The sequence below is a fragment of the Bifidobacterium sp. A11 genome (genome assembly GCF_000499185.1).
Lineage (GTDB): Bacteria > Actinomycetota > Actinomycetes > Actinomycetales > Bifidobacteriaceae > Bombiscardovia > Bombiscardovia mizhiensis.
This window is the reverse complement of sequence record NZ_AWUO01000002.1, coordinates 163,313-189,444: the sequence shown is the minus strand read 5'-3', so window position 1 is coordinate 189,444 and position 26,132 is coordinate 163,313. Positions and strand designations below refer to the sequence as shown.

Genomic DNA, 26,132 nt, shown 5'->3' with positions numbered 1-26,132 from the left:
CCTTTGCCGATCGGGTCGCGCAGATCGGCCGTGCGGGTCAACCTAGAGCGGCTACTTGATCAGGATCTGGGAACTCCATCCACTCGACCGGAGACTGCCCGTTCGAAGCTGGGGTGACGGCGATGTGAGCCATGGATGACCTACCCGAGGCGCCATGCCAGTGCCTGACTCCTGCCGGGCAGAAGACCACGTCACCGGGTTCCAGTCTGCGGGGTTGATGGCCCTCCTCTTGCTCCCAACCCTGCCCGGCAGTGACGATTAGCAGTTGGCCATGAGGGTGGGTGTGCCAACGGTTGACGCATCCGGGCGCGAAGGTCACATTGCTGGCTGAACATTCTGCGTCCGGATCGGTCAGGCGGTGCAGCCAGACATGACCGCTGAAGTTGGTTCCGTCAGCTGAATCTCCCAATGGATAGGGGCCTGAATCCGGCTCGGTCCCTGCTGTGGCTGCGGTGGTGTCCTGGCTCTCGTCATCGGGGTCACCTTCGCCGTATATCTCCTTGGCCAGGTCGAACGCCGACCATGCCTTGGGCCATCCCGCATAGAAGGCTAGGTGGGTGATCAGCGCCACCATTTCAGTGCGGGTAACGCCATTGCCCTTGGCCATGGCCATATGGCTCTTCAACTGGGGGAAGAGCCCCATGCTCATCAGACCTGCGCAGGTAATCATGCTGCGGTCTCGAGCCGAAAGCTCGTCCTCGCGGGACCAGACCTGGCCGAAGAGCACATCATCGTTGAGATGGGCGAATTGTGGTGCGAACTGACCGAGCCGGTCGTGGCCCGCCGTCTGTTTGATTGCCATGGGTTAGTCTCCTTGCCATCATCTTGGCCGGGTCATTCCGGCAGATTCAGCTATACCCCTTCGAGTGCGCTCGAAGTCAAGGTGATGGCGAGGGCGGCTGTTGGCAGTCAGTCCGAGACGTCGGCCTTGTAGAAGTTGACGTAGGAGCGTGAGGGGGTTGGACCGCGCTGGCCCTGGTAATGGGACCCGTTGTGCTTGGATCCATAAGGGTACTGAGCAGGCGAGGAGAGCTGGAAGAAGCACATCTGGCCGATCTTCATGCCTGGCCAGAGTTTGACCGGCAGGGTGCTCACGTTGGACAGCTCCAGGGTGATGTGCCCCTCAAAGCCGGGATCGACGAATCCGGCGGTGGAGTGAGTCAGGATGCCCAGACGGCCTAGGGAGCTCTTGCCCTCCAGCCGAGCGGCCAGCGTCGAGTCCAGCTTGACGTACTCCCAGGTGGATCCCAGAACGAACTCGCCCGGGTGCAGGATCCAGGGTTCGTCTTTGGGTACCTCGAACTGTTCGGTCAATGCACCCTGGTCCTCCGCTGGATCCACATAGGTGTACTGATGGTTGTTGAAGACCCGGAAGTAGCGGTCCAGGCGCACATCCACGCTGGAGGGCTGAACCATGGCAGGTGTCCATGGGTCCAGATTCAGATGTCCTGCCTGGTGGGCATCCAGGATGTCATGGTCGCTGAGCAGCATGCCGAGGTATCTCCTTTAGGCTCGTTGGTCGAGGGTCTCTTCTTGGGCGGGAAACCATTCGAAATCCAGTCTAATCGGCCCTATGCCCGCCTTCTGATCTGGCTGGATTCACAGAGAATTTTCAGATAACACTATCGTCACCATAAGGTAGCTGTTCTTTACTATAGATATCGGCTCAAAAACCGAACGGGCGGTTGACCTCCGTCCGACAACTGATTTCCCTTTCTTCTCTCTCGCCCGGCGGTGTTCATGCACCGCCGGGTTCTCTTCATTTTGGGGGAGTATCAGTGCGCCGACGTTTCACGTGAAACCGCATGGTCGATGGCTCAATTGAGTTCGTTGAGGCCTATTACAGGACGATCAGGCGTCTGCAAACCCATGAGTCGTGCAAACCTATGGGTTATCTAGGGCTTGGTTGGGCCGGTTATCTGCTCTTGGAACTTCTGCCTCCCTTGGATTTGAGCATCAAGGTGGACGGATGCCGACAATGGGATGGAAAGTGCCGTCCAGCTGTATTCCTGAGTTCCCTTTCTCTGGCGTCCGTATAAGTTGTGCTTTATAGACAAAGGATTGAAAGCAAGGGCAGAAGATATGGAAGAACCCCCGTCAGTTATGGCTATGACGGGGGTTCTCCACCGGGGGGAGGGGCGGCGATCTTCTTGCCATCGGCGGCTGAGGGAAGAGGGGGACTATCACAATGCCGAAAGCAGTCCGAACTCCGCTTCCTCCCCGGTTCGCGCGGCCGGGTGCCGGGCCTGGACCTGACTCATTCCCAAGGCTGGGAAGAGCGGACCGGGCCGTGCGGCTATCCGACCAAGTATGTGTGGGTCACACCATCCTCACTCCTGGGGAGCCTTGGCTGACATGGCCTTGTGGAAGACGGCCACGATGATCAGGGCCAGCAGGGCGGCCAGCGCCATGACCCAGAACATGTTGGCCACCTGGGCCTGGATACCGGTCTTGGCACCTGCCAGAGCATGTGACCCGAATTGGGGATTGGCCATGAGCCCGCTGTAGACAGCCATGCCGATGGAAGCCGAGGTGTTCATCATCAGATCCCCGATGCCGATACCGCGTCCGTTCTGGTCCACTGGCAAAGTGGCCGAGAAGGAGTCGTAAAGGGGCGTGTAGGACATGGTGATGCCGGCGATGAAGACCGAGGCCAGCGCAGTCAGGACCCAGAAGCCCGAGGTGAGCATCAGGGCCGAACCGGCAGCTCCGGCAATCATGAGCAGGGCAGACAGGATCAGCATGGGCAAGCGTCCCATGGCGTTCATGATGACTCCGGACAGGCAGCCCACCAGGGTGGCCACGATGTAGACGATGGTCAGGCAGAGGGAGACCTGGCTCAGGGAGATCCCGTAGATGCGGTCGCCGATCACGTTGTAGATGGGCACGCAGGCGAAGTTGAAGAAGTAGAAGACGAAGAGGGCCAGCAGGACAGCCATGTAGGCGCCGTTGGTCACGAACCCGCGGCTCAGGAAGGGGTTGGTGCCCTTCCAGACGTAGCCGGCGAAGATCAGGATCAAGACGGCCAGCACTCCCAACATCCAGGTGGCCGGGAAGGAGAAGTAGACGGCTACGAATCCGGCGATCAGCGCGAACAGGGCGATGCCGAAGACGTCGATGCGCTCGCCCTTGATGCCGGTGTCAGGCGTGTACTTGAGCACCGGGGGGATCAGGAGGATGGAGACCAGCGGCACCAGGAAGAGGTAGCGCCAGTCGATGGAGGTGATCAGTCCGCCGGCGAAGATACCCACGGCAGAGGATGCGTAGTAGACGGCGTTGAAGATGCCCAGATAGAAGGCGCGCTCCTTGTCGCTCAGGTACTTCATGGCCATGACCAGGAAGACCGAGCCGGCCACCTGGCCGCCCGCGGTCTGGATCATGCGGGCCAGGACCACGGCCCAGAAGTTCGATGCGCCGAAGAAGCCCAGGAGGCTGCCGACAATCAGGGCGCCCACGCCGAACAGGGTCATCTTCCGGGGGGAGATGTAGTCGCAGAGGGTGCCGTAGAGCATGCAGACCACGCCCAGGACGATGCCGGGCAGGGTGCTGATCAGCGATGCGTTGGCGGACATCCCCAGGGAGTCACCTACGTTCTGAAAGACCAGGTTGAAAGCCTGGATCATCAGTGTGCCCAGCAGGAAGATGGTCAGCAGGGCCGGCAGGGCGCGTTTGGTGCTGCGGCGGTTTTCGTCCACGGTCGCTTCGGTAGCCGTTGTGATGATGGATTCGCTCATGACTGCCGTCCTTCTATCGTTCGCTCTCGGTCTTGCACACCAGGTTCAGAAGCCTGTCCATGAAGCGCCGGGTGAACCGTTCGGTGTCGACGGACAGGGCCACCTTGGTGTTCTTGACCGTGTCCAGAAGCCTGCTGGGGTCGCCGATGGTACGGGCCCGCTGCGGTCCCTCGGTCTCGACCATCAGGTTGGTGGCGAAGGTGGTGACCAGGCTGGGGTCGATGGCCACCGCGGCGGCCAGGGGGTCGTGCAGGTTGCAGCCGCCCAGGTAGACCCCGCTCTCCTTTTCACTGATATCGATGTAGTAGTCGGTCATGTCTGCAAGGAAGCGGCCGGCGCTGGTGCCTGTGGCGCGCAGGGCCTCGGTGTCCTCACGGCTCATCAGGGCCTGGGTGGTCACGTCCAGCCCGACCATGGTGATGTCTGCGGTGGTGGCGAAGACCCGGTTGGCGGCCTCGGGATCCTGGTTGATGTTGGCTTCCGCGAAGGGGCCCACGTTGCCCGGCTGGGTCAGGGTGCCACCCATCATGACAATGCTGATGCGATCGACGATGTCCGGGGCCTTTTCCAGGGCGGCGGCGATGGTGGTCAGAGCACCGGTGGGCACCACGACCAGCTCGCCCTTGGGGTAGCGACGGACCGCGTCAATGATGAAGTCCACCGAGCTCTGCTGGCTGGCCTGCCGGTCGGTCTGTGCTGGGATTTCAATGTTGCCGGTGCCGTTGGCTCCGTGGAAGATCTCGGAGTCCGGCGGAACGCTGAAGGAGTCGGCCGTGCTGGGGTGGTCGATTCCCTTGAAGACGGGGATGTCCTCCCTGCCGTACATGGCCAGCAGCCGCAGATCGTTGTCGACGCCCCGGTCGAGCACCACGTTGCCGTAGGTGCCGGTGATGCCGATTAGTTCGGCGTCCGGGGAGCCCAGGACGTAGGACAGAGCCAGCGTGTCATCGATGCCAGTGTCCAGATCCAGGATGATCTTGCGGACGGTTTCCTTGCTTGCTGACACGTTGGTCTCCTTCCCAGAAGGATGGGCGGCCCCAACCCTCTGCTTACCTATGTCGTGCCTTCCCTAGGCTGATTCGTTACTGCCGTGAAACAAACAACCTGTTTGATGTAACGTTTCATCAAACTGTACGGAGCTAAACTACCTGCGGCTTGGAGGCTTGTCAAAGCGCGTCGTGGGCTGTTCGCCATCAGGGCAGAGACCTGCAAAGCTATCGGTGATGTCTGCAGCTGCGGGTGGTCGGCTGCTTTTCCTTGCAGCCGACGATAATGAGGGTATGACTTTAGCGACTCCTGAACAGTATGCGGCGATGCTTGATGCGGCCAGACGGGGGTCCTACGCCTATCCCGCGATCAACGTGACCAGCACGCAGACCCTGAACGCGGCCCTGCAGGGGCTGGACGAAGCCCAGTCCGACGGGATCATCCAGGTCTCAGTCGGAGGAGCCGCCTACCTGTCCGGACAGCGTCTGGGCGACCGGGTGGCTGGTTCCATCGCCTTTGCCAAGTTCGCCCACGAGGTGATCGCCCGTTACTCAAGCATCACCGTGGCCCTGCATACGGACCACTGTGCCCCGCAATACCTAGACGAATGGGTTCGGCCCCTGCTGGCCTATGAGAGGGACCAGGTGGCCCATGGTCAGGATCCACTCTTCCAGTCGCACATGTGGGACGGTTCTGGCCTGTCTCTGCGGGAGAATCTGGCTACGGCGGCAGAGCTGCTGGAGCAGTCCCGGGCTGCCCACACCATTCTCGAGATCGAAGTGGGCACTGTCGGCGGCGAGGAGGACGGTCACTCGGCTGCTATCGACCAGCGGCTCTATTCCTCGCCCGAGGACGGTCCCAAGGTGGTTGATGCCCTGGGTCTGGGCGAGCGCGGCCGCTACATGGTGGCCTTCACTTTCGGCAACGTGCACGGATCCTACAAGCCCGGCGTGGTCAAGCTGCAGCCCGACCTGCTGGGGCGGATCCAGGCCAGGACCGCCAAGGCCATATCCGATGGGGAGGTTGGCGGCATCCCCGCTCCGGGCGCCCCTGCCGATAAGCCCTTCCTTCTGGTCTTCCACGGGGGTTCCGGCTCGCAGCCGGGGGAGATCGCCTCGGCCGTCGCTCACGGGGTGGTCAAGATGAATGTGGATACAGACACCCAGTACGCCTTCACCAGGGCTGTGGCCGGGCACATGTTCGCCAATTACGACAAGGTCCTCAAGGTGGACGGGGAGGTCGGCGACAAGAGTGAGTATGACCCCCGTTCCTGGGGGCGCCAGGCCGAGGATGGGATGGCGGCTCGTGTAGTCCAGGCCTGTCAGCAGCTGGGCAGTGCGGGGCGGGCCATGAGATGAAACGGCATACGCAATCCAATTCACGCCCACCCAGGCAGGGAATACACAAGACTGCTGCTTGGGGATTGCTCGGGTTCGGCGTATTGCTGATGCTTGATTTCTCAACGACCCCGATGACCGGCCGTCCCTTATGGGCCCAATGGCTGGTGCTGTTGGTCGCCATCCTCCTCGTGGGCTTCGGTGTCTGGTTTTATGCCAAAGTTGTCATGGTGAGGTGGGCCGAACGTCAGCCTACCGAGTTGACGGCCCATGGTTTCCTCGTCTCCTTGTTGGGTGGACTGGGCATCGGCTTCGGATTGTTGGCCCTTTCGGCTTTCATCCTCATAATCCTTGGGTTTTACAGAGTGGATGGCTTCCGCCCATTCGGCGTCTCCCAGATCCTGACCTTAGGAGTTCTGGCTTGCGCGTCGGTTTTTGAAGAACTCATAATGCGGGGTGTAGCTCTCCACGCCCTGGATCGCTGGCTGGGATGGGTGCCTGCCCTGACTTTGACTTCACTTCTTTTCGGGTTCATGCATGCGCTCAACCCTGGGGCTACCCTCTTCTCCTGTCTGGCCATAGCCATCGAAGCCGGTCTTATGCTGGGCTCCATCATGGTATCCAGACATAATCTCTGGATCTGCATAGGCTTTCATATCGGGTGGAACCTCACTGAGGCCCTCTTGGGAATTCCGGTCTCCGGCCAGGATATACGTGGTTTCATGGTCATGAAGGTTCAGGGACCGACTCTGCTGACCGGTGGATCATTCGGCATCGAAGCATCTCTGATTCCGGTCATCCTAGGGCTGCTCGTCAGTGCGGTCTTCCTGCTCTGTCGGGGCGGGGACACCATGATCGGCTCCAGGACCTGACCAGACTTTTCCAATTTCGGATCTACCCATGCTGATGTGAAAGGTCTGGAAGACCTCCAGCTCCATACGTGGGGTTAGGCTCGTCTATGGATGGTCTGCCTTTGTTTTCCTTGGATGGCGACCAGCGGATAAGGAGCATCGTATGCCTGGAATCGTGATCGTCGGGGCCCAGTGGGGCGACGAGGGCAAGGGCAAGGCTACGGATCTGATCGGCGAGCACATGGACTACGTCGCCAGGTTCAATGGGGGCAACAATGCCGGCCATACCGTGGTCGTGGGCGATCAGGAGTACGCCCTCCATCTTCTGCCCTCGGGAATCATTCACCCGGCTATCACCCCGGTCATCGGCAACGGCGTCGTGGTCGACCCGGCCGCCCTCTTCGAGGAGATCGATGGACTTCAGTCCCGTGGCGTGGATTGCAGCCGCTTGAGGATCAGCGAGTCTGCGCACATCATCGCCCCCTACCACCGGACGCTGGACAAGGTGACCGAGCGATTCCTGGGCAAACATAAGATCGGCACGACAGGCCGCGGGATCGGCCCGGCCTATGCCGACAAGATCAACCGCGTGGGCATTCGCGTGCATGACCTGTTCAATGTCGACCATCTGCGTGACAAGGTGGAGGCCAGCCTGCACCAGAAGAACCAGATGCTGGTCAAGCTTTACAACCGCCGGGCCATTGAGGTGGAGGCCACCGTTGAAGAGCTGGCGGGATACGCCGACCGACTCAAGCCCTACGTGGCCAATACCTCGCTGATGCTCAACCAAGCCCTGGAGCAGGGCAAGAACGTGCTTTTCGAGGGGGGGCAGGCCACCATGCTGGACGTGGACCATGGCACCTATCCCTTTGTCACTTCATCCAACTGCACGGCCGGGGGCGCCTGCACCGGCACCGGCGTGGGCCCGACCAAGATCGACCGGGTGGTTGGTGTGGCCAAGGCCTATGTGACCCGCGTGGGCGAGGGGCCCTTCCCTACGGAGCTGGACAACGAGCAGGGCGAATGGCTGCGCCGTCAGGGCCACGAGTACGGGGTGACCACCGGCCGCTCCCGTCGCTGTGGCTGGTTCGACGCGCTGGTCAGCCGGTATGCTGTGCAGATCAACGGCCTGACCGATATCGTGCTGACCAAGCTGGATGTCCTCTCCGGCCTGGAGACCATCCCGGTCTGCGTGGGCTACGACATCACCCGGTCTGACGGCTCCCGGGTCAGAGTGGATCAGATGCCCGTGGATCAGGCCGAGTTCCAATCAGCCCAGCCGGTATACGAGGAGCTGCCGGGTTGGCGCGAGGACATCTCCGGCGCCAAGAGCTTCGAGGAGTTCCCGACCAAGGCCAAGGACTACATCCACCGCCTGGAGGACCTGTCCGGCTGCCGCATCTCAGCCGTCGGCTCTGGCCCGGGCCGCGACCAGATCGTGCAGATCCATTCCCTGATCGACTGAGGAAGTTCCATGGGGTTGCCCTGCCTGGCCGCCTTCCCCGGGGCGGTGGGTACGGGAATCATCATCTCCACAGACAGGCCCCTGGGAGAACGACTGCACGGTGCCATCGTCGATCTGATTGAGGATTACGAACGTGCCCTGTCACGGTTCAGGCAGGATGCCATACCTGCGCAAATGGCTCGGGCTTCTCATGGGGGCAGGTTCGTCTTTCCGGACTACTGCCAGGGGCTCTTTGACCTATATGACAGGCTGTATTCCGCCACCGACGGGGCCCTGGACCCCATGGTGGGCGAGGATCTGACCCGTCTGGGCTACGGCCGACAGCCCACCTTCCGGCTGCAGGCCGACGCCGCCGGTCATCTGGGACGGATCCATGGGCGACCGACCTGGGGCGATGACCTCAGGCATCAGGGTGCTGTCCTTGTGACTACTGGTCCGGTCAGCCTTGATTTTGGGGCGGTTGGCAAGGGCTATCTGGTAGACCTCATTGCCGACCTGCTCGAGACCCGGGTCGAAGAGTACCTGATCGATGCCGGTGGCGACATGCGTATGCGGACCTCTCACCCGGTCTCCATCGCCATGGAGGATCCCGGTGATCTGTCTGCAGGCGTGGGCCGGATCGAGCTGTCCTGCGGCTCCTTGTGCGCCTCGGCTCCCAGCCGCCGTCATTGGACCGACCGGTCCGAGGATGCCGCAGCGGCGGGACTGACGGCACTTCACCACATCCTGGATGCCATCGATGGCCGTCCGGTCGACCGTGTGCTGGCCTCCTGGGTGGTGACTGGTGGAAAGGACAACGAGCACCCCACGGGTCTGGCTGACGGACTGGCCACCGCCCTTTTCCTGGTTCCGCCGGATGCGTTGGCCGCCGGATTTTCCTTCTCCTGCGCCCTGATGTACGCCGATCGTCAGGCTGTGATCTCCGACGAATTTCCGGGTCGGTTCTTCACTGACTCCAACACCCATCCGTCCACATAGTGGACCTGTCCGGTTGGACCAGCCGATGTCAGGCCTATGGTCGGCACCAATGCGGATGTGCAGAGAACGCATCCGATTCGAGGATGATGAAGGGAGGTTCGCCGTGATGACCAGCTTGACAGACACCCGCCGATTCGGCACCGTGTCCGCACGAATTATTAGCCCGTCCTCACCGGCGGACTGACTCGACAATCTTCATTGTTCGACCCCGTCGGAAGGCGGGGCTGGACGTATAGGCTTCATCGCATCAGACCCTGCCGACAGCGGGGTTTTTCTATAAGGAGATGAGATGAAGTGACGGCAAACGACGTCAGTGTTGCTTCCCCGGCCCCGGCAGCGTCCGTGTCCGGCAGCACCCGTGTGACCCGCAGCTCGGTTCGCACAGTCATCGGGGCCTCCATGGTCGGCACGGCCATCGAGTTCTACGATTTCTACGCTTACGGGACGGCTTCGGCCAACTATTTCCCCAAGCTCTTCTTCCCCAAGACCGATCCGACCGTTGCCCTCCTGGCATCCCTGCTGACCTTTGCCATCGCCTTCATCGCGCGGCCCTTGGGATCCTTGATCTTCGGACACTTCGGGGATCGCCAGGGGCGCAAGACCACCCTGGTGGTCTCCCTGCTGACCATGGGCTGCGCCACAGTCCTGATCGGCGTCCTACCCACCTACGCCACCTGGGGACTCTGGGCCGTAGTGGTCCTCTGCCTGTGCCGGTTCGTGCAAGGTATCGGCCTGGGCGGCGAGTGGTCCGGCGCGGCCCTGGTGGCCACCGAGAATGCCCCGGAAGGCAGGAGGGCCCTCTACGGCTCCTTCCCTGAGCTGGGTGCCCCCATCGGTTTCTTCCTGGCCAATGGGACCTACTTCCTGCTGGAGATGTTCTGCACCCCCGAGCAGATGCTGAGCTGGGGCTGGCGTGTGCCCTTCCTGCTCTCCGCCATCCTGGTGGTTGTAGGGCTGGCTGTGCGCGTTTCTATGCAGGAGACCCCAATCTTCCAGATGGCCCTGGATCAACAGAAGGTTGTCAAGACCCCTCTGCTGGAGGTTTTCCGCAAGAGCTGGCGTCAGGTACTCCAAGCCACCTTCCTGGTCGCAGTCACCTACACCCTCTTCTACACCCTGGCTACTTGGTCGCTGGCCTACGGCACCAAGCCCAAGTCCCAGGGCGGCGGCGGACTGGGCTTCACCAACCAGGAGTACCTGCTCATGCTGATGGTCTCCATCCTGGTCTTCGCCCTCTTCATCGTGCTGGCCTGCGTCTATGCGGACCGCATCGGCCGTCGTCGGGTGCTGATCGGCAGCTCCGTCATGCTGGTGGTCTTCAGCCTGGTCTTCCCCTATCTGCTCATGGCCCATCACAACACCTTCCAGGTCATGGTCTTCCTCTGCGTCGGGTTCGCCCTGATGGGCATCGCCTTCGGGCCTATCGGCGCTTTCCTGCCGGAGCTCTTCGACGCCAACGTGCGCTACTCGGGTTCCGGCATCGGCTACAACTTGGCGGCCATCGTAGGCGCGGCCTTCGTGCCTACCATCGCCACCTGGCTCTCCTCCCACTGGGGAGTGCGCTCGGTCGGGCTCTACCTGGCCGTTATGGCGGTCTGCTGCCTGGTGGCAGTGCTGACCTGCCACGAAACCAAGGATGTGGACTTCACCAAGTAAGCCCTGGGATGCATCCCGCCGGCCGGTTCTTCGAATCGCGTCGGTGTCCGAACAACGAATGGCGGACAGTCCATCTGGCCATATCACGAGTATGGTTGGAGGCATACCGTATCCATTGGGTACGGATCGGGGTCAAGGACAAAATCCGTCGCCCCGGTCGAAAGAGCATCGTCCGCCTGGAACAACGACAGGAATTCACAGTATTTTGCGTTCCCCGGCCTGGAAGAGCCGGTCCGGTTGGACCGCACATAAAGGAGTGTAGATAATGGCAGCACAGATCTGGTATGAGAAGGATGGGGACCTTTCGGTTCTGGATGGCAAGAAGGTGGCCATCATCGGCTACGGTTCCCAGGGACATGCTCATGCACTGAACCTGCGTGATTCCGGTGTGGACGTTGTGGTCGGCCTGCGTGCCAACTCCAAGTCGGTACCCTTCGCCAAGGAGCAGGGCCTGGAGGTCAAGACCGTGCCCGAGGCCACCAAAGAGGCCGACATCGTCATGATCCTGGCCCCCGACCAGTACCAGCGCAACATCTGGCGGGACGACATTGAGCCCAACATCAAGGAGGGTGCGGCCGTCGCCTTCGCCCACGGGTTCAACATCCATTACGGCTACATCAAGCCCAGCGCCGACCACCCGGTCTTCATGGTGGCCCCCAAGGGCCCGGGCCATATCGTCCGTCGTGAGTATGTCGCAGGCCGTGGCGTGCCCGTGGTCGTGGCCGTTGAGCAGGATCCGCGCGGCGACGCCTGGGACATCACCCTGGCCTACGCCAAGGCTCTGGGCGCCCTGCGCGCCGGCGCCATCAAGACCACCTTCAAGGAAGAGACCGAGACCGACCTCTTCGGTGAGCAGGATGTGCTCATGGGTGGTGTCAACCACCTGGTCGAGGCTGGCTTCGAGGTGCTGACCGAGGCTGGCTACCAGCCCGAGATCGCCTATTTCGAGGTCTGCCACGAGCTCAAGATGCTGGTTGACCTGATGAACGAGGGTGGCCTGAACAAGGCTCGCTGGTCCTGCTCCGACACCGCCCAGTACGGCGATTTCACCTCCACCGTGGTGGATGAGTCCACCAAGGACAGGATGCGTCACCAGCTGCAGCGCATTCAGGACGGATCCTTCGCCAAGGAGTTCATTGACGACCAGGATGCCGGCGCCCCCAAGTTCAAGGAGCTCCAGGAGAAGTACTCCCACGAGAAGATCGAGGAGGTCGGCCCCAAGCTGCGCGCCATGTTCTCCTGGAACAAGGACGTCAAGGATGCCGACGAGGCTCAGTCCTTCACCGGCAAGATCGCCCGTTCCCAGGTGCAGTGACCTCTAGGTTCTGAGCATCAGCTGCCATTTTCCTGGCATCGCCGCAGACCGGCATTCGATATGAATCTGGTCTGCGGCTTTTTTATTTGAGGCATCGGGGTTCAGTGTCGAGCCCCAGTTGCATGGTTCCTCGATCCATAAGGTAGGGGGAATGCCTGCCGTTCCTACTCGCTAATACTGAGAATCTATTGTTATTGAATCGTTATTCTTTTCAGGGACAGCGGCTAATCGCAGATGTCAGAATGGATTTTGGCATAGGTGCTGACGTGATGATCGATCATGAGTCATGACCCATCTATGAATACTTGTCGTGCCGACTCAAGGGCAGTCATCGAAGCCAAGCCAGCAGTCGGCATGACACTGCAGGCGGGATTGCGGTATCCCGATGAGCCAAAGGTGGTGGAGTGCATGAAAAAAATGAAAACATTGGTGTCGGTCATGGTGACCCTGCCGATGTTGCTGTCCTTCGCGGGAGGTACGGCATACGCCCTTGAGCGTCCTGAGGCAAAAGGGCAGGAAACCAGATCACTAACCCCGGTTGCCTCCTATGACTTTAGCCAGGGAAACTTATCGGATTCAGTCAATGGCTATGCCATGACCCTTCACGGCGGGGCATCCATTGGGGCCTTCGGAGACCGAAACGGAAACGAGGCGCTGAATCTGCAGAATGGTCAGTCGGATGCTTCAAAAAACGTCCAATATGCTCAGCTGCCTTCGGAGATCTTCGAGTCTATAGGCAACGAGGCGACCATCGACTTCGCTGCCAAGTCGAGGCATGCCGACGATGGCAATTACTTCTCGCTGGCTATCGGCAAGGATGCTTCGCATTACCTTTTCTTCTATCTGAGCAAGACCAGCGCCAAATTGGCTGTTGCGGACAATGGCTGGCACAATGAGCCCTCCTTCAAGGAGCAGCTCGACAACAATGACGGAATCTGGCATGACTTCCGAATCATCATCAAGGATGATTCCATGGCCCTGCTCAGGGACAATAAGTTGGTGGGAATCAAGGCCAAGACCGGTATCAAGCTCTCCGATCTGGGAGGCTCCACCACCTACATCGGCAAATCCTTCTATCAGGGAGATGCGTACTGGAATGGCGCTATTGATGACCTGAAGATTTACAAGGGGGCCGATCTGGTCATGCCGACTGGGATAACCGTGACCGGAACCGGCCTGGTAAACGGATCCCTGGCCTTGATGGAGAACGATGAGCGGCAGCTGACCGCAACAATCACGCCTGAGAATGCCATCAGCCAGGAGGTGAGCTGGGCCTCGTCCAATCCCTCTGTAGCCACGGTCGATGCCAAGGGCAAGGTCAAGGCTGTGAAGGCTGGAACCAGCACCATTACCGCCACCAGCCGGGCTGGTGGACTGGTCAGTTCAGTCGACGTAACCGTCAAACCCTTGGATCCGGAAACGGCCGCCCAAGATGATGTGGATGCTCTGATCGCCGGGATTCCGTCTCAGGCGACAGGGAACCTGCCTTTGCTGGCCAAGGGACCCAGACATGATGTTGATGTCACTTGGACCTCTTCCGATCCCGGTCGCATCAGTCCGACGGACAGCAATTACCACGCACCAGCCAATGGTGCAGCCGACCCCTATCGGGGCGCCGGAATCGTCACCCGACCCTCTTATGGACAGGGCGATTCCAAGAAGGTCAGTCTGACGGTCACCGCCAAGGCGGGCAATGGGCGCACCGTATCGCGCAGTGTCGATGTTGTGGTCAAGGAGAAGCCTCGGTCTGCGCCGAATGTCGGGTACGCCGCGGTCACTTTTCTCTCTGACGCGGACAAGACCGGAGGAAAGATCGGCGAAGCTCTGTATGAATCGGCGACTTCCACCAAGCGCAATGACTTCTTCTCATTCAGCCCCATCAACAATGGCGACCCCGTCATTACTTCCAAGACGGACACCACCGGCCTGCGCGATCCATATGTGCTGCGCTCGCATGATGGCGACGAATACTATATGATCGCCACCGATCTGAAGGTCTCGCGCCAGGGCTGGGGTCAGAACCAGCAATATGGCTCGCTGAAGATCGAAGCCTGGAAATCCAAGGACATGGTCAATTGGACGCGGACCAACGCCGAGGACGGTTCGGATGCAGGCATCGTCGTCAACTCCCCCAACCAGGGGATGACCTGGGCTCCTGAGGCATTCTGGGATGACGCGCTGAACGCCTATGTGGTCTTCTTCTCCTCAAGGGCCTATACCGACAGTTCACGCTCGACGGCCGTCACCGGGAAGAAGGGTTCCCCGTACAACATCGTGCGCTATGCCGTCACCAGGGACTTCAAGACCTTCACCCCCGCCGAGGACTGGCAGGACACCGGATACTCGCGCATTGACTCCACGGTTTTCAAAATCGGCAGCTACTACTACCGAATGACCAAAAACGAGGAGAACGGTGCCGCAGGATCCTACGTAGTGGATGGCAAGTCCACCTTCCTGGAACGGTCGAAGTGCCTGACCTGCACCACGTCCAGTTCGGATCCCGATGCTGATGAGACGAGCACCTGGCGGTTGCTCGACCAGCGGCTGCTTCCCTTTGAGGGGCCGGAATCCATAGCCCTGAACAAGGATGACGTCAACCAGAACGAAGCCGGTGACGCCATGGTCATCATGGCTGATTCCGGGGGTTATCAGCCCTTCATGACCAGCAAGACGGATCTGAGTAAAACAGACTGGTCCCACAGGCTTTCGCAGACGCCGGGATGGTTTACTCAGAAGAAGCCCGGCAAGGGCGTCACCGGGTATGTCACGGATGATGGCATGCCCACCCCGAAGAGGCATGGGGCTTTCGTCGCTGTGCCTCGGAATGTTCTGGAAGCCATGCATAGGTACACCACAGCCAATCCCTCACATCTGGAACCGGTCGCCTCTACGACCCAGGCTGATTATGCCCCGGACAGCCGCAAGCTGAGCGTGACCGTCAAGGCCGAAGACCAGGGCGATGTGGCTGGCACCGTGAGCATCACGCAAAGCCCGGCATCAAGGCTGAGTCAGTCTTGGACGACCGATGTGAAACTAGGGGCCGATGGGAAGGCGACGCTGACTGTGCCGGATGCGGTTTCCGGAGATATCAGAGTCGATTATCAGGGGTACACCGACAAACTGGTCAAGCCATCCTCGACCAAGGTGACCGGGCTTGTCGTCAAGGCTGCGGACATTGGCCTGCCTGGCACGTCGGATACCCACCCCTCCCAGACATCTCCCATTGAACAAGTCAAGGCAGGAGGTGCTGGGTCGGTTTCACAGGACCCGGGGCTTTCTCAAACAGGTGCATCCGTTGGCGTCATTGCCTTGGTTGCGCTCGCATGCGCAGTCCTGGCAATCTGCTGGTTGCGATCGGCCGGGTATAGGTCGGCATCCAGGCGATGACTGTTCTGACCGGCTGTTCCTATGGGTTTTTTCGAGGAACGGCCGGCATTGGCAGTCCAAGACAAAAGGCTCCTGGAATCAGCTGTTCCGGGAGCATTCAAGAGCCACCGCAATGATGTGATGGCATTACACAGGAAGAGGCCCGTTAATGAACGGACATGGAAAGAGGGCCCTGGGGTTGCTCCTAGGGTGTGTAACACTGGCATCGGGGTCGCTGTTGCCCCTTGTCGCATCGGGTGAGGAGACAGAGAAACCGCTGATCCATTATTCCTTCGACGCTGCCCCCAGCGGCCGGACCATAGCCAACGAGGGCTCTGACGGTCACAGTGACGCCACTCTGGAAGGCGATGCTTCCGTCAAGGATGGTCGCCTCGTGCTGACCGGCACCCAGGACGTAGTCATTCCCACCGGTGCCTTGAAGGATAAGCAGGACCTTACTGTTTCGATCTGGCTGAAGAATAATTCCGGCTCTATGAACACTTCAGCGGCCTACATAGGGAACGCAGATACCACCAAAGGGTATTTCCTGCTCAACCCATCCAACCCTGCGGGGCGGGTCAAGGCGGTAATGACCACGGCGACCACCAATCAGCCCAACCAGTCCCCATGGGGCACCGAAGTGGGTCCAGGATCCACCGGGGCTCCCTCATCCGGCTCCAAATCCACTGGCGACATGGCCCTGTACACCACAGTCATCAGCGGCTCCACAGGAACGATGAGCTCCTATCTCAATGGCGCTCCGCTGGGTTCTTCCACCTACTCCATACCTCAAGGCGGTCTCGGCAATTACGGGGATCTGGTCGCCCACCTGGGCAAATCCTCCTATCCGGATCCAAGGAGCAAGATCGAGGTCGATGATTACGCCATCTACGATCAGGCCATGGATTCCGCTGCGGTCAAGGGGCTCTATACCAGCCAGGCCTTGGAGAAGATCATGCCGACGGTAGCGGTCCCTGCTCAGGCGAGTGAGAACTTCACACTCCCCACGGATCTCTCGGGCGTGCATCTGGACTGGGCATCCTCTTCAGCAGCCCTGGTCGTGGCCGATGATGGGGCAGTCACTGTCAACAGGCCTGCTCCCGGGCAGCCGGACGCGCGGGTGACTCTGACGGCCACTTTCAGCCTGAACGGGGTCGCTCGCACCAAGGCCTATCAGGTTTTGGTTCCCCATCTTCCGAGTGATCAGGAGCAGGCGCAGGCTGATCTGGATGCTGTGGGCATCGAGAATGCCGACGATGTGCGAACCAATGTCTCTATACCTACGGTCGGGGAGCACGGTTCCTCCTTCACCTGGTCCGTCAAGGATCCGGGAACGGTTGGTGCGGTGATCGTCGATGGCGTCAACGGCTCTTCCAAGACTGTGAAGGTCAACCGTCCCGTCGCTGGCAAGCCGGCTGCAACCGTGGTCCTGAGCTTGGAGGTCAAGCATGGTGACAGCAGGCTGGTCAAGGAGTTCACCCTTAAGGTGCAGCCCATGCCTGCCGACAACTCCAAGGATCAGGCCTATGTCTGGGCATTCTTCACCGGCGAGGGCGTCGGCGGCGAGAAGATCAGCCTGGCTGCGTCCAAGGGCAACAATGCACTGGACTGGAACACGCTGAACAACGGTTCTCCCCTCTTCACCTCCAGCAAGGGCGAGCAGGGGCTTCGCGATCCTTTCATCATGAGGTCCAAGGATGGCGACAAGTTCTACATGCTGGCTACCGATCTGAAAATCTCCGGACGCCCCAATGCTCCTGGAGGCCTGAGCGGTTTCATGGGTGCCCAGGCCAACGGATCCAAATACATCGAGATCTGGGAGTCGGATGATCTGACCCATTGGTCCCAGGAGCGGCATGTCAAGGTGAGCAACGACTATGCCGGCAACACCTGGGCACCTGAGGCCTATTACGACGCTGAGATCGGCAAGTACGTGGTCTATTGGGCATCCAACCTGTATCCGGGCACCGATCCGGCTGAAAGGACCTCGTTGACTTACAACCGGATGATGTATGTCACCACCGACGATTTCATCAACTTCTCCAAGCCCCAGGTCTGGATCGATGTAGACCGCAGGGGTCAGCCCGGCTCAGGATCCATTGATGCCACAGTGCAGAAGGATGGCGGCCTTTACTATCGCGTCTACAAGGACGAGAAGACCATGACGCTGCGTCAGGAGAAGTCCAAGGATCTTCTGGCCAAGGTTGCCGGATCCTATCCCACTGCTGCATCCAGCGATGCCAACGGCTGGTCCCTGGTCGGGGAACGCATCGGCGGCGGACAGGCCAACGGCTACGGCGGTACTTTCAGCGCTGGCGAAGGCCCATCCCTTTTCCGGGCGAACGACGGGGACATCAACGGATACCAGTACTACCTCTTTGCCGATCAGCCCAATTACCACGGTGGCCCCAACCACTATGTGCCGATGGCCACGAACAATATATCCAAGGCCGACCAGTGGAAGGTGATCGGCGACAAGATGCCCGAGGCCAACTTCCCGACCAATACGGACGGCGGCAAACCACGGCACGGCACTGTCCTGCCAGTGACCAGGGCTCAGTATCAGAAGCTCCTGGAAGCCTATGCGCCCCATGTGGCGGTCGCCTCGGTTCCGGCCATGTCTGTAGAGACGAAGGTCGGTCAGGATCCCACGCCGAATCTTCCTGCCGAGGTGGAGCTGACCAAGGCTGACGGAAGCAAGGAGCAGGTGAAGGTGGCTTGGGATGCCGTGGATCCGTCCGCCTACAGCCACCCCGGAACCTTCAGGGTAAGCGGAATCGCTGCGGATGCTTCTCGGATGCCTGTGGAGGTCACGGTCAAGGTCCTCTCCAATGACGCCAGCCTCAAGTCTTTGACCGTGGCCGGCCAACCAGTGGACCTGGCGCAGGCCTTGGCGGGTACTGCCACGCTGGCGCTCGCCGACCTGCCTGGACTGACTGAAGCCGACATCGCCGCTCTCGCCACGGATGATCAGGCTACAGTCGCCTTGACCTTGGATTCTTCCGGATCAGCGGAAAGGATGCTGACGGTCACGGTCACAGCAGCCGATAAGGCCACCACAAGGACCTACAAGGTCAAACTGACCCAGATTCGCAGCGCCCAGCCTGCACCCGACAAGGACAACACCCAGAAGCCGGGGCATTCATCATCCGGCAATCCATCCGGTACTGCGAACCCGCAGGCACAGGCTCGCCCCTCCCTCTCCGCCACAGGTGTGGACCTGTCAAAGGTTCCGAGTCTCCTGCTGGCAGCAAGCCTGGGGCTGGTTCTCATTGCCGTCTGCAGGTTCTTCGTCCGTCGACAGGGGCCGGCATCAGCCATGGACGGAGATGAGCAGAAGTGAAACGATGTGGAAGAATGATCGCCTGGATGGTGGCGATTCCGACCGCCTTGGCCGGATTGGCTTTCATCCCCGCAGCAGCAAGTGCTGTTGAAACCCTGCCCACCGAGGATTTGCTGGCCGAGTACTCCTTCGCCAGCAAGCCATCGGACGGGCACACGGTCGCCAATACCGCCCCTGGCAGCGCCTTTGGCGAGGCCCAGGTGCAGAATCCGGGAGACGATCTGTGGAAGGATCAATCCCTGGTTCTTTCCGGTGGGGACTGGAGCGGAGGGGGCAGCTGGGTTCGCCTGCCTGCGGACCTGCTTTCCGGCAAGTCCTCCGCTACCGTCCAGATGGAGGTCAAGGCGGATCCCGACATGTTGAAGAGCTTCCACTTCATGTGGAACATCGGCAATGCCTTCAACCAGGAATACCTGTTCAGCTCCCTCAACTGCGCCTTCGGACGCCAGCCGCTGGTGGGCATCAAGGCGAAGGGGACCGAGCATCTGGTCCAGTCGGGTTCCTGTGCGGTCCGGGCCGACCAGTGGATGTCGGTGACGGCCACCTTGGACGGGTCGGACGGTATGGCCAGGCTCTATGTCGATGGCGAGGAGGTCGCCTCTGGCAAGGTTCCCGTCACCACTGCCGATATTGGCGACCAGAGCCTCAACACCATCGGCCACTCGCCTTGGAAGGATGTGAATTTCAAGGGCCAGGTGGCTAACTTCCGTGTCTACGGCAGGGCTCTGGACGCTGGACAGGTCAAGAGCATCAGCACTGTCGACGCCAACATCCACAGGAGCGAACTGGTGGACGGACGCATCGATGCCCTGGGCTTTCATGACCAGAGCGTGGATGGCGACTACCTGGCACTTCCCACAGCGGGCGGCACGGTAACCTGGTCCTCATCGGATCCTTCGATCATCACTGATACAGGTATGGTCAACCAGCCGCCCTCCGGCGCTCAGGATCAAACGGTGACCATGACGGCTACCACCACAGTGCGTGGATTGACTGGCAGCAAGAGCTACCGCATCACCGTAAAACCGAGTACGAAGACCAAGGCCGAGAGGTTGCAGGAGGCGGCTGACGGTTACGTCATCCCGCCCCTGATCGCCTCAGGGACCAAGCTTCCTGTGGCTCCGGATCATACGACTCTGCAGCTGAAGGCCGCTTCCGGCATCTCCATCCGAGACGGGGGATTGGTCTCCATAGCTGGCGACAAGCCTGTCTCTGGACGGATCACTGCCACAATCACCGCTGCAGGAGTTGCCGAACCTGTTGTCAAAGACTTCGAGGTGAAAGTCCTTCCCAAGTCGAAGGCCAGCACCCTCCTTGCCTACGACCGTAATGCGACCTCGGCGGATACAGCCAACAACGGCGATATCGCGCACAGCATGCATCTGGCCCTCAAGGACGAAGCTTCGGGGCGGTACCAGCCCTACAACGGCAACTATGGCATCTTCTTCCCGCTGGGTTACGCCTCGCAGCCCGTCAACCAGAACACCAGGGACTACGCGCGCAGCCTCAAGGATCCCTCGATTTTCATGATGGGGGATGGGTCCTACGGTATCCTCTCCGTGCGCACCAACCGGGGGACGGATGTGCCGGACAGTCCCGGTCATCTGCTCTTTGCCCGGTCCACCGACCTGCTTGCCTATGAGGAGTCCCCGAACTCCGCAGGCCTGATTGACCTAGGCGAAACCAACGGGGTCAACAGCCCCTACGGGGTCTACGATACGGCGTCCAAGACCACCATGATCGGGTGGTATGACGACAACGGAGTGCCCAAGTACACCAGTTTCGCTGAGCTCAAGGGCAAGGATTCTGCGCATGGACCTGTTCATGTTGGGCGGTTCGCCACAGTCGGTGGCAGCCAACCGGCGTCAAAGGTTCAGGGCATCGATGACTATCGCCACGGTTCGTCCATGGTCATTGATCAGGACCGTGTCAAGGCCCTGCAAACCCGATTCGGTCGTCTGACCAACACCGGGGTGGAAGATTTCAAGGACATCACCGTGACCAAGGGGAGTTCAGCAAAGGGATTGAGGTTGCCGAAAACCGCTCGACTGACCTATTCCGATGGTTCCACAGGTTCACTGCCCATCAAAGATTGGGATACCTCGCATCTTGACTTGAACAAAGTCGGGGAATATGAGGTTACCGGCACCATCGGCCAGACCTCCTACAGAGTTCCTTTCGCTGAGGAGCGCGCTGACCCCTCCATCTACAAGTGGCAGTGGAAGCGGCAGGTGGACGGTCATGAACGGGTGGAGACCAAGTACCTCATGATTGCCACCAACGATATTGAAGGAGACTGCACCTGGCAGCATGGCAGTCCTCACATGCCCCTGCGGATGGCCGATGCCATCGCCGATCTGGCTGACACCCCTGGCCAGGACTCCGGGTTGATTGATGCCAACGGGTACAACGCCAAGGAACACATCATCCTTAAGGCGGGGGATCCTGATGCAGAGGGGCAGCCGATCATGCACAGCTTCTGGGCGCCCGAGATTCACGAGATCAATGGCAGGTTGACGGTCCTGTTCATGGCGGGATACGGAAACCAGTGGACCAATGGCAAGGCCGTCTATATGCAGCTCAAGCAGGATGCCGGAGGTCATGATCTTGACCCGACCGTCGCTTCCAACTGGGAGCGGCCGCGAGCCGTGACTCGTTCCGACGGGCGTCCCCTGGCCCTTGCCGCTGATGGAAGTGTCGGCATGTCCTTGGATATGAGCTACTTCCAGGATCAGAAGGGACAATCCTATTATGTCTGGCAGCAGCTGGGCGCCACCTATTTGGCCAGGATGAATCCTGCCGACCCTGCTCACGTCACCACCGACCCGGTGAGGATTGTCGCCCCGGATTACGCCTGGAACGCCACAATCGCCGAGGGACCTAATGTAACCCTGCACCAGGGTAAGCTCTATCTGATGTATTCAGGTTCCTCGGTCGGCAAGACCTACACCACGGGCATGGCCGTGGCCGACGGATCAGGCAGTACCGATCTGACCAATCCAGCCAGTTGGAGCAATCTCAACTATCCCATCCAGAATTCAGGCATTTTCAACGGAAAGTGGCAGCTGGGCACGGGCCATGGCATGTGGAGCGAGGACGAGGACGGCAATCAGATCTACGTCTTCCACGCATACGCCAACAAGACGGATGGCTACCGCAACTATTCCGGGCGGGATACTTTCGTGCGCCGAGTCCATTGGGCGGCGGATGGTCTGCCCGTGCTGGACATGGATGCGGATGAAGAACTCGCCCACCCTGATGTGAAAGTCCGGGTCACGGTGGTCGATTCCATAGCAAAGGTCGATAAATCCGGTCTTTCTGCTGCCTTGAAGAAGGCCGATGGTTTGGACCAGGGCAAATATGAGTCCGGTTCCTGGATGGCTTTCACTGCGGCTCGAATGCAGGCGCAGGCTGTCTATGACGATCCCAATGCCGACCAGGCTACTGTTAATGAGGCGCTGAAGGGTCTTCAGGAGGCTGTCAAGGCCCTGGTTCCCCTCAGTAGACCGGGCGGAAACGGGACGCAAAGTGGCGGTCTGGGACAAGGCAACAGTCTGATCTCTGCCGATGTCAGCGGACATGGTCGTCACGACCCTGGCCGTGATGCATCGGTCGGGGGCGGTGGTTTGTCCTCCACCGGGGCGGATGTCGCTGCAGTAAGTTTGGCGGCCTTGCTCATGGTCTCGTTGGCCTTGATGGTGGCCATTCCGGTCAGAAGAAGGTCGATGTCATCGTCGTTGACTTAGGCTTGAGCTTGGCCTGACGGTGCCCCGCAGATGGAACAGATCATCTGCGGGGCACTTTTACAAGGTGTCCGCCGTGTCCTGCTGCTTCAGCGGGCGGATTCGGCGCCGGACACGTCCATGTCCTTGAGGCGCACGATCTTGGTGTGGTTGACGAACTTGAAGCCCAGGTAGAGGACCAGGACCAGTACCACGCTGAAGTAGGTCATGGCCATGTGCGACCAGTTCAGGCTGAGCAGGGAGGGGATGTCCTGTCCGGCGATGACGATGACGCAGAGCACCATGGCCAGGACAGGGCCGAACGGGTAGAGCTTGGAGTGGTACTTGAGCTCGCTCAGGTCGTGCCCCTGGAGCTTGAAGGCCCTCCGGAAGCGGAAGTGGCTCAGGGCGATGCCGATCCAGGCGATGAACCCGGTCAGCCCGGTGGCGGTCACCAGCCACATGTAGAAGGACTGGCCGAAGATGCTGGAGGCGAAGGTGGCCAGTGACATGCAGACCGTGGCCACCAGAGCTGCCAGGGGGATGCCCCGCTTGGTGGTCTTGGCGAAGATGGCCGGAGCATAGTGGTCCTTGGCCAGTCCATAGAGCATACGGCTGGAGGCGTAGGCCCCGGTGTTGACGGCCGAGAGGATGGATGTCAGCACCACCGCGTTCATGACGCTGGCTGCCGAGGCCAGGCCGGCCCGTTGGAAGACCAGGGTGAAGGGCGACATGGCGATGTTCCCGTCAGAGGCTCCCAGGAGGTTGGGACTGGTGTAGGGGATCAGGGCGGCGATGACGAAGATGGAGAGCACATAGAAGAGCAGGATCCGCCAGAAGACGTCGTTGATGGCTTTGGGCACCGCTTTGCCGGGGTTTTCGGATTCACCTGCGGTCACGCCTACCACCTCGGTTCCCTGGAAGGAGTAGCCAGCGATCAGGAAGACGCTCATGATGGCCGGGAAACCTCCCACGAATGGAGCGTCCTTGTAGGTGAAGTTCTTCAGGCCGACCGCCGGCTGGAACATGATTCCGCAGATCATGGCCATGCCGATGACCAGGAAGACGATGATGGTAGCCACCTTGATCAGTGAGAGCCAGAATTCGGTCTCGCCGAATGCAGAGACCGTCAGGGCGTTGATCAGGAAGACGATGACCAGGACCAGCAGACTCCAGATCCATCCTGGGGTGTTGGGCAGCCAGTACTGGATCAGCAGGGCAGCGGTGGAGATGTCCACGGCACCCGAAATGGTCCAGTTCAGCCAGTAGTCCCAGCCCATGGCAAAGCCCAGGGCCGGATCCACGTAGCGGGCGCTGTAGGCGGCGAAGGATCCCGACACTGGAAGGTGGGTGGCCAGCTCGCCCAGGCTGGTCATCAGGAAGTAGACCATGACACCCATGGCTATATAGGCCAGAAGTCCACCGCCGGGACCGGCTGTAGAGATGGTGGAGCCGGAGGTCATGAACAGGCCGGTGCCGATGCAGCCGCCCAGGGCGATCATGGAGATGTGGCGGGTCTTGAGGTTGCGTTTGACGCTGCCGTAGCCATGATGCTCTTGCCCGGCCCGGTCGGATTGATTGGTGTTCGACGCTGCATTGCTGGTGTTCTGCGTCATGATCCTCCTCCTTTTGGCTGGGCGACGCACCGGGGAGTCCGGGGTCGTACTGAAATTGCGATTCCTGATATGCCGGCTGGATGCCGGAATGGATTCATATGGCCGGGTCCTTGAGCCGGTCCTCGAACGCTTAGGGAGTCTATGCCATTGGTATGGCCTTTCGGCTCCCGTGGTCACAATGTGTCATGGTAGTTGACGGATCTGTCATAGCGATTCCGGATCCCCGCTCAAATCCATCTCCTTCAGGGGCACGATCCGGGTATGGTACCGGATCTTGTAACCCAGGTAGAGGGCAAGCACCAGGGGCACACTGATGTAGGTGATGCCGATCTCCTGCCAGTTCCAGTTGACGAAGGCCTCGATGTTCTGCCCGCCGATGACGATGATGCACAGGATCAGGGCCAGGATGGGCCCCAGGGGGAAGAGCTTGGCATGGTAGCGCAACTCCTCAACCCGGTGGCCCTGGACCACCCAGGCGCGACGGAAGCGGTAATGGCTCAGGGCGATGCCGACCCAGACGATGAATCCGGTCAGCCCCGAGGCGGCCACCAGCCACATGTACATCCGCTGGCCGAAGATGCTGGCGGCAAAGGTGGCCAGGGAGACCACGAGAGTGGCGACCAGCGAGGCCATGGGTATGCCGTGACGGGTGGTGTGCCCGAAGAAGGCGGGGGCGTAATGGTCCTTGGCAAGGGCGTAGAGCATCCGGGTGGAGGCGTAGACACCCGAGTTGGCGGACGAGAGGACCGAGGTCAGGATGATGGCGTTCATGACGCTGGCTGCCGAGGCCAGACCGGCCCGCTGGAAGACCATCGTAAAGGGTGACATGGCGATGTCCCCCTCGGCGGAGCTCAGCAGATTGGGACTGGTATAGGGGATCAGGGCGGCGATGACGAAGATGGACAGTACGTAGAAGAGCAGGATCCGCCAGAAGACGTCGTTGATGGCCTTGGGAACCGCCTTGCCGGGGTTTTCGGACTCGCCGGCCGTGACCCCGATCAGCTCGGTGCCTTGGAAGGAGAAGCCTGCAATTAGAAAGACGTTGAGGATGGCGGGGAATCCGCCCACGAAGGGGGCGTCCTTGTAGGTGAAATTGCCCAGGCCCACGGCTGGGCGGAACATGATGCCGCAGATCATGGCCAGACCGATGACCAGGAAGACGATCACCGTCACCACCTTGATCAGAGCCAGCCAGAACTCGGCCTCGCCAAAGGCCGACACGGTCAGGGCGTTGATCAGGAAGATGACCACCAGGACCAGCAGGCTCCAGACCCATCCTGGGGTGTTGGGCAGCCAGTACTGGATCAGCAGGGCGGCGGTGGAGATGTCCACAGCCACGGTGATGGCCCAGTTCAGCCAGTAGTTCCAGCCCATGGCGAATCCCAGGGCCGGATCCACATAGCGGGCGTTGTAGGCGGCAAAGGAGCCGGAAGTGGGCAGGTGAGTGGCCAGCTCGCCCAGGCTGGTCATCAGGAAATAGACCATGAGGCCCATGGCCGCATAGGCTACCAGCGCGCCTCCTGGTCCGGCCTTGGCGATGGTGGAGCCGGAGGTCATGAACAGGCCGGTGCCGATGCAGCCGCCCAGGGCGATCATGGTGACGTGTCGGGTTTTAAGGTTGCGTTGAACCCGGTCGGTGGAAGCGGAGGGACTGGCCTTTCCGCCCTGCCTGGTCGCCATAACTGCTCTTTTCCTTGGACTGACCTGAGAGCCCTATGACGACGGTTCCGGCCAGTTCCGCTCAGGCGGAATCCAGGCGGGT

The 26,132-nt window shown here is 60.4% G+C and carries 15 protein-coding genes; 9 read left to right on the top strand and 6 right to left on the bottom strand.

The genetic code is table 11. The features are described 5' to 3' along the window. Nucleotides 1–37: 37 nt before the first annotated feature. From P273_RS0103415 to P273_RS0103395, 4 genes are all read right to left on the bottom strand, one after another. Nucleotides 38–802 carry a carboxymuconolactone decarboxylase family protein gene (locus P273_RS0103415; protein ID WP_024627088.1) on the bottom strand — a complete coding sequence of 255 codons (765 nt, stop codon included), beginning with the start codon at nucleotides 800–802 and terminating at the stop codon, nucleotides 38–40. A 107-nt stretch (nucleotides 803–909) separates the two neighbouring features. Next, nucleotides 910–1,491: a dCTP deaminase gene (gene dcd / locus P273_RS0103410; RefSeq protein WP_024627087.1), complete on the bottom strand. Its 582-nt coding sequence runs from the start codon at nucleotides 1,489–1,491 to the stop codon at nucleotides 910–912. A gap of 839 nt (nucleotides 1,492–2,330) precedes the next feature. Then, nucleotides 2,331–3,734 (bottom strand): MFS transporter, encoded by a 1,404-nt coding sequence (locus tag P273_RS0103400; protein ID WP_024627086.1) that lies wholly within the window; start codon nucleotides 3,732–3,734, stop codon nucleotides 2,331–2,333. A gap of 13 nt (nucleotides 3,735–3,747) precedes the next feature. Then, entirely contained in the window at nucleotides 3,748–4,740 is a 993-nt protein-coding gene (locus P273_RS0103395) for a nucleoside hydrolase (protein ID WP_024627085.1), read from the bottom strand. Nucleotides 4,741–5,014: 274 nt separating this feature from the next. On the opposite strand from P273_RS0103395, the gene fbaA reads away from it, so the two are divergent. From fbaA to P273_RS0103350, 9 genes are all read left to right on the top strand, one after another. Continuing rightward, a complete protein-coding gene (gene fbaA, locus P273_RS0103390) occupies nucleotides 5,015–6,079 on the top strand; it encodes a class II fructose-bisphosphate aldolase (RefSeq protein WP_024627084.1) in 1,065 nt (354 codons plus the stop codon). 206 nt (nucleotides 6,080–6,285) lie between these two features. Further along, entirely contained in the window at nucleotides 6,286–6,930 is a 645-nt protein-coding gene (locus tag P273_RS0103385; RefSeq protein ID WP_172637237.1) for a CPBP family intramembrane glutamic endopeptidase, read from the top strand. A gap of 142 nt (nucleotides 6,931–7,072) precedes the next feature. Continuing rightward, on the top strand, nucleotides 7,073–8,374 hold the full coding sequence (locus tag P273_RS0103380) for an adenylosuccinate synthase (protein WP_024627082.1): 1,302 nt from the start codon (nucleotides 7,073–7,075) through the stop codon (nucleotides 8,372–8,374). Nucleotides 8,375–8,383: 9 nt separating this feature from the next. Further along, entirely contained in the window at nucleotides 8,384–9,352 is a 969-nt protein-coding gene (locus tag P273_RS0103375) for an FAD:protein FMN transferase (protein ID WP_029676092.1), read from the top strand. 399 nt (nucleotides 9,353–9,751) lie between these two features. Continuing rightward, on the top strand, nucleotides 9,752–11,008 hold the full coding sequence (locus P273_RS0103370; protein ID WP_253269565.1) for an MFS transporter: 1,257 nt from the start codon (nucleotides 9,752–9,754) through the stop codon (nucleotides 11,006–11,008). 265 nt (nucleotides 11,009–11,273) lie between these two features. After that, nucleotides 11,274–12,323 carry a ketol-acid reductoisomerase gene (ilvC, locus tag P273_RS0103365; RefSeq protein ID WP_015022635.1) on the top strand — a complete coding sequence of 350 codons (1,050 nt, stop codon included), beginning with the start codon at nucleotides 11,274–11,276 and terminating at the stop codon, nucleotides 12,321–12,323. A gap of 408 nt (nucleotides 12,324–12,731) precedes the next feature. Further along, nucleotides 12,732–15,710 carry an Ig-like domain-containing protein gene (locus P273_RS0103360; protein ID WP_024627079.1) on the top strand — a complete coding sequence of 993 codons (2,979 nt, stop codon included), beginning with the start codon at nucleotides 12,732–12,734 and terminating at the stop codon, nucleotides 15,708–15,710. 148 nt (nucleotides 15,711–15,858) lie between these two features. After that, nucleotides 15,859–19,032, top strand: a complete 3,174-nt coding sequence (locus P273_RS0103355) for an immunoglobulin-like domain-containing protein (RefSeq protein WP_024627078.1) — start codon at nucleotides 15,859–15,861, stop codon at nucleotides 19,030–19,032. A 26-nt stretch (nucleotides 19,033–19,058) separates the two neighbouring features. After that, entirely contained in the window at nucleotides 19,059–22,778 is a 3,720-nt protein-coding gene (locus P273_RS0103350) for a family 43 glycosylhydrolase (RefSeq protein WP_172637236.1), read from the top strand. A gap of 86 nt (nucleotides 22,779–22,864) precedes the next feature. On the opposite strand, the gene P273_RS0103345 is transcribed toward P273_RS0103350, so the two are convergent. Both P273_RS0103345 and P273_RS0103340 read right to left on the bottom strand, forming a co-directional pair. Further along, entirely contained in the window at nucleotides 22,865–24,370 is a 1,506-nt protein-coding gene (locus P273_RS0103345; RefSeq protein WP_024627076.1) for an amino acid permease, read from the bottom strand. A gap of 204 nt (nucleotides 24,371–24,574) precedes the next feature. Then, nucleotides 24,575–26,050 carry an amino acid permease gene (locus tag P273_RS0103340; RefSeq protein WP_024627075.1) on the bottom strand — a complete coding sequence of 492 codons (1,476 nt, stop codon included), beginning with the start codon at nucleotides 26,048–26,050 and terminating at the stop codon, nucleotides 24,575–24,577. Between the last annotated feature and the right edge of the window lie 82 nt (nucleotides 26,051–26,132).

Bases quoted from the DNA above. Each gene is read 5' to 3' on its own strand.
- P273_RS0103415 (WP_024627088.1), bottom strand. From the start codon at position 802: ATGGCAATCAAACAGACGGCGGGCCACGACCGGCTCGGTCAGTTCGCA.
- dcd (WP_024627087.1), bottom strand. From the start codon at position 1,491: ATGCTGCTCAGCGACCATGACATCCTGGATGCCCACCAGGCAGGACAT.
- P273_RS0103400 (WP_024627086.1), bottom strand. From the start codon at position 3,734: ATGAGCGAATCCATCATCACAACGGCTACCGAAGCGACCGTGGACGAA.
- fbaA (WP_024627084.1), top strand. From the start codon at position 5,015: ATGACTTTAGCGACTCCTGAACAGTATGCGGCGATGCTTGATGCGGCC.
- P273_RS0103385 (WP_172637237.1), top strand. From the start codon at position 6,286: ATGGTGAGGTGGGCCGAACGTCAGCCTACCGAGTTGACGGCCCATGGT.
- P273_RS0103380 (WP_024627082.1), top strand. From the start codon at position 7,073: ATGCCTGGAATCGTGATCGTCGGGGCCCAGTGGGGCGACGAGGGCAAG.
- P273_RS0103375 (WP_029676092.1), top strand. From the start codon at position 8,384: ATGGGGTTGCCCTGCCTGGCCGCCTTCCCCGGGGCGGTGGGTACGGGA.
- P273_RS0103370 (WP_253269565.1), top strand. From the start codon at position 9,752: ATGGTCGGCACGGCCATCGAGTTCTACGATTTCTACGCTTACGGGACG.
- ilvC (WP_015022635.1), top strand. From the start codon at position 11,274: ATGGCAGCACAGATCTGGTATGAGAAGGATGGGGACCTTTCGGTTCTG.
- P273_RS0103360 (WP_024627079.1), top strand. From the start codon at position 12,732: ATGAAAAAAATGAAAACATTGGTGTCGGTCATGGTGACCCTGCCGATG.
- P273_RS0103355 (WP_024627078.1), top strand. From the start codon at position 15,859: ATGAACGGACATGGAAAGAGGGCCCTGGGGTTGCTCCTAGGGTGTGTA.
- P273_RS0103350 (WP_172637236.1), top strand. From the start codon at position 19,059: ATGGTGGCGATTCCGACCGCCTTGGCCGGATTGGCTTTCATCCCCGCA.
- P273_RS0103345 (WP_024627076.1), bottom strand. From the start codon at position 24,370: ATGACGCAGAACACCAGCAATGCAGCGTCGAACACCAATCAATCCGAC.
- P273_RS0103340 (WP_024627075.1), bottom strand. From the start codon at position 26,050: ATGGCGACCAGGCAGGGCGGAAAGGCCAGTCCCTCCGCTTCCACCGAC.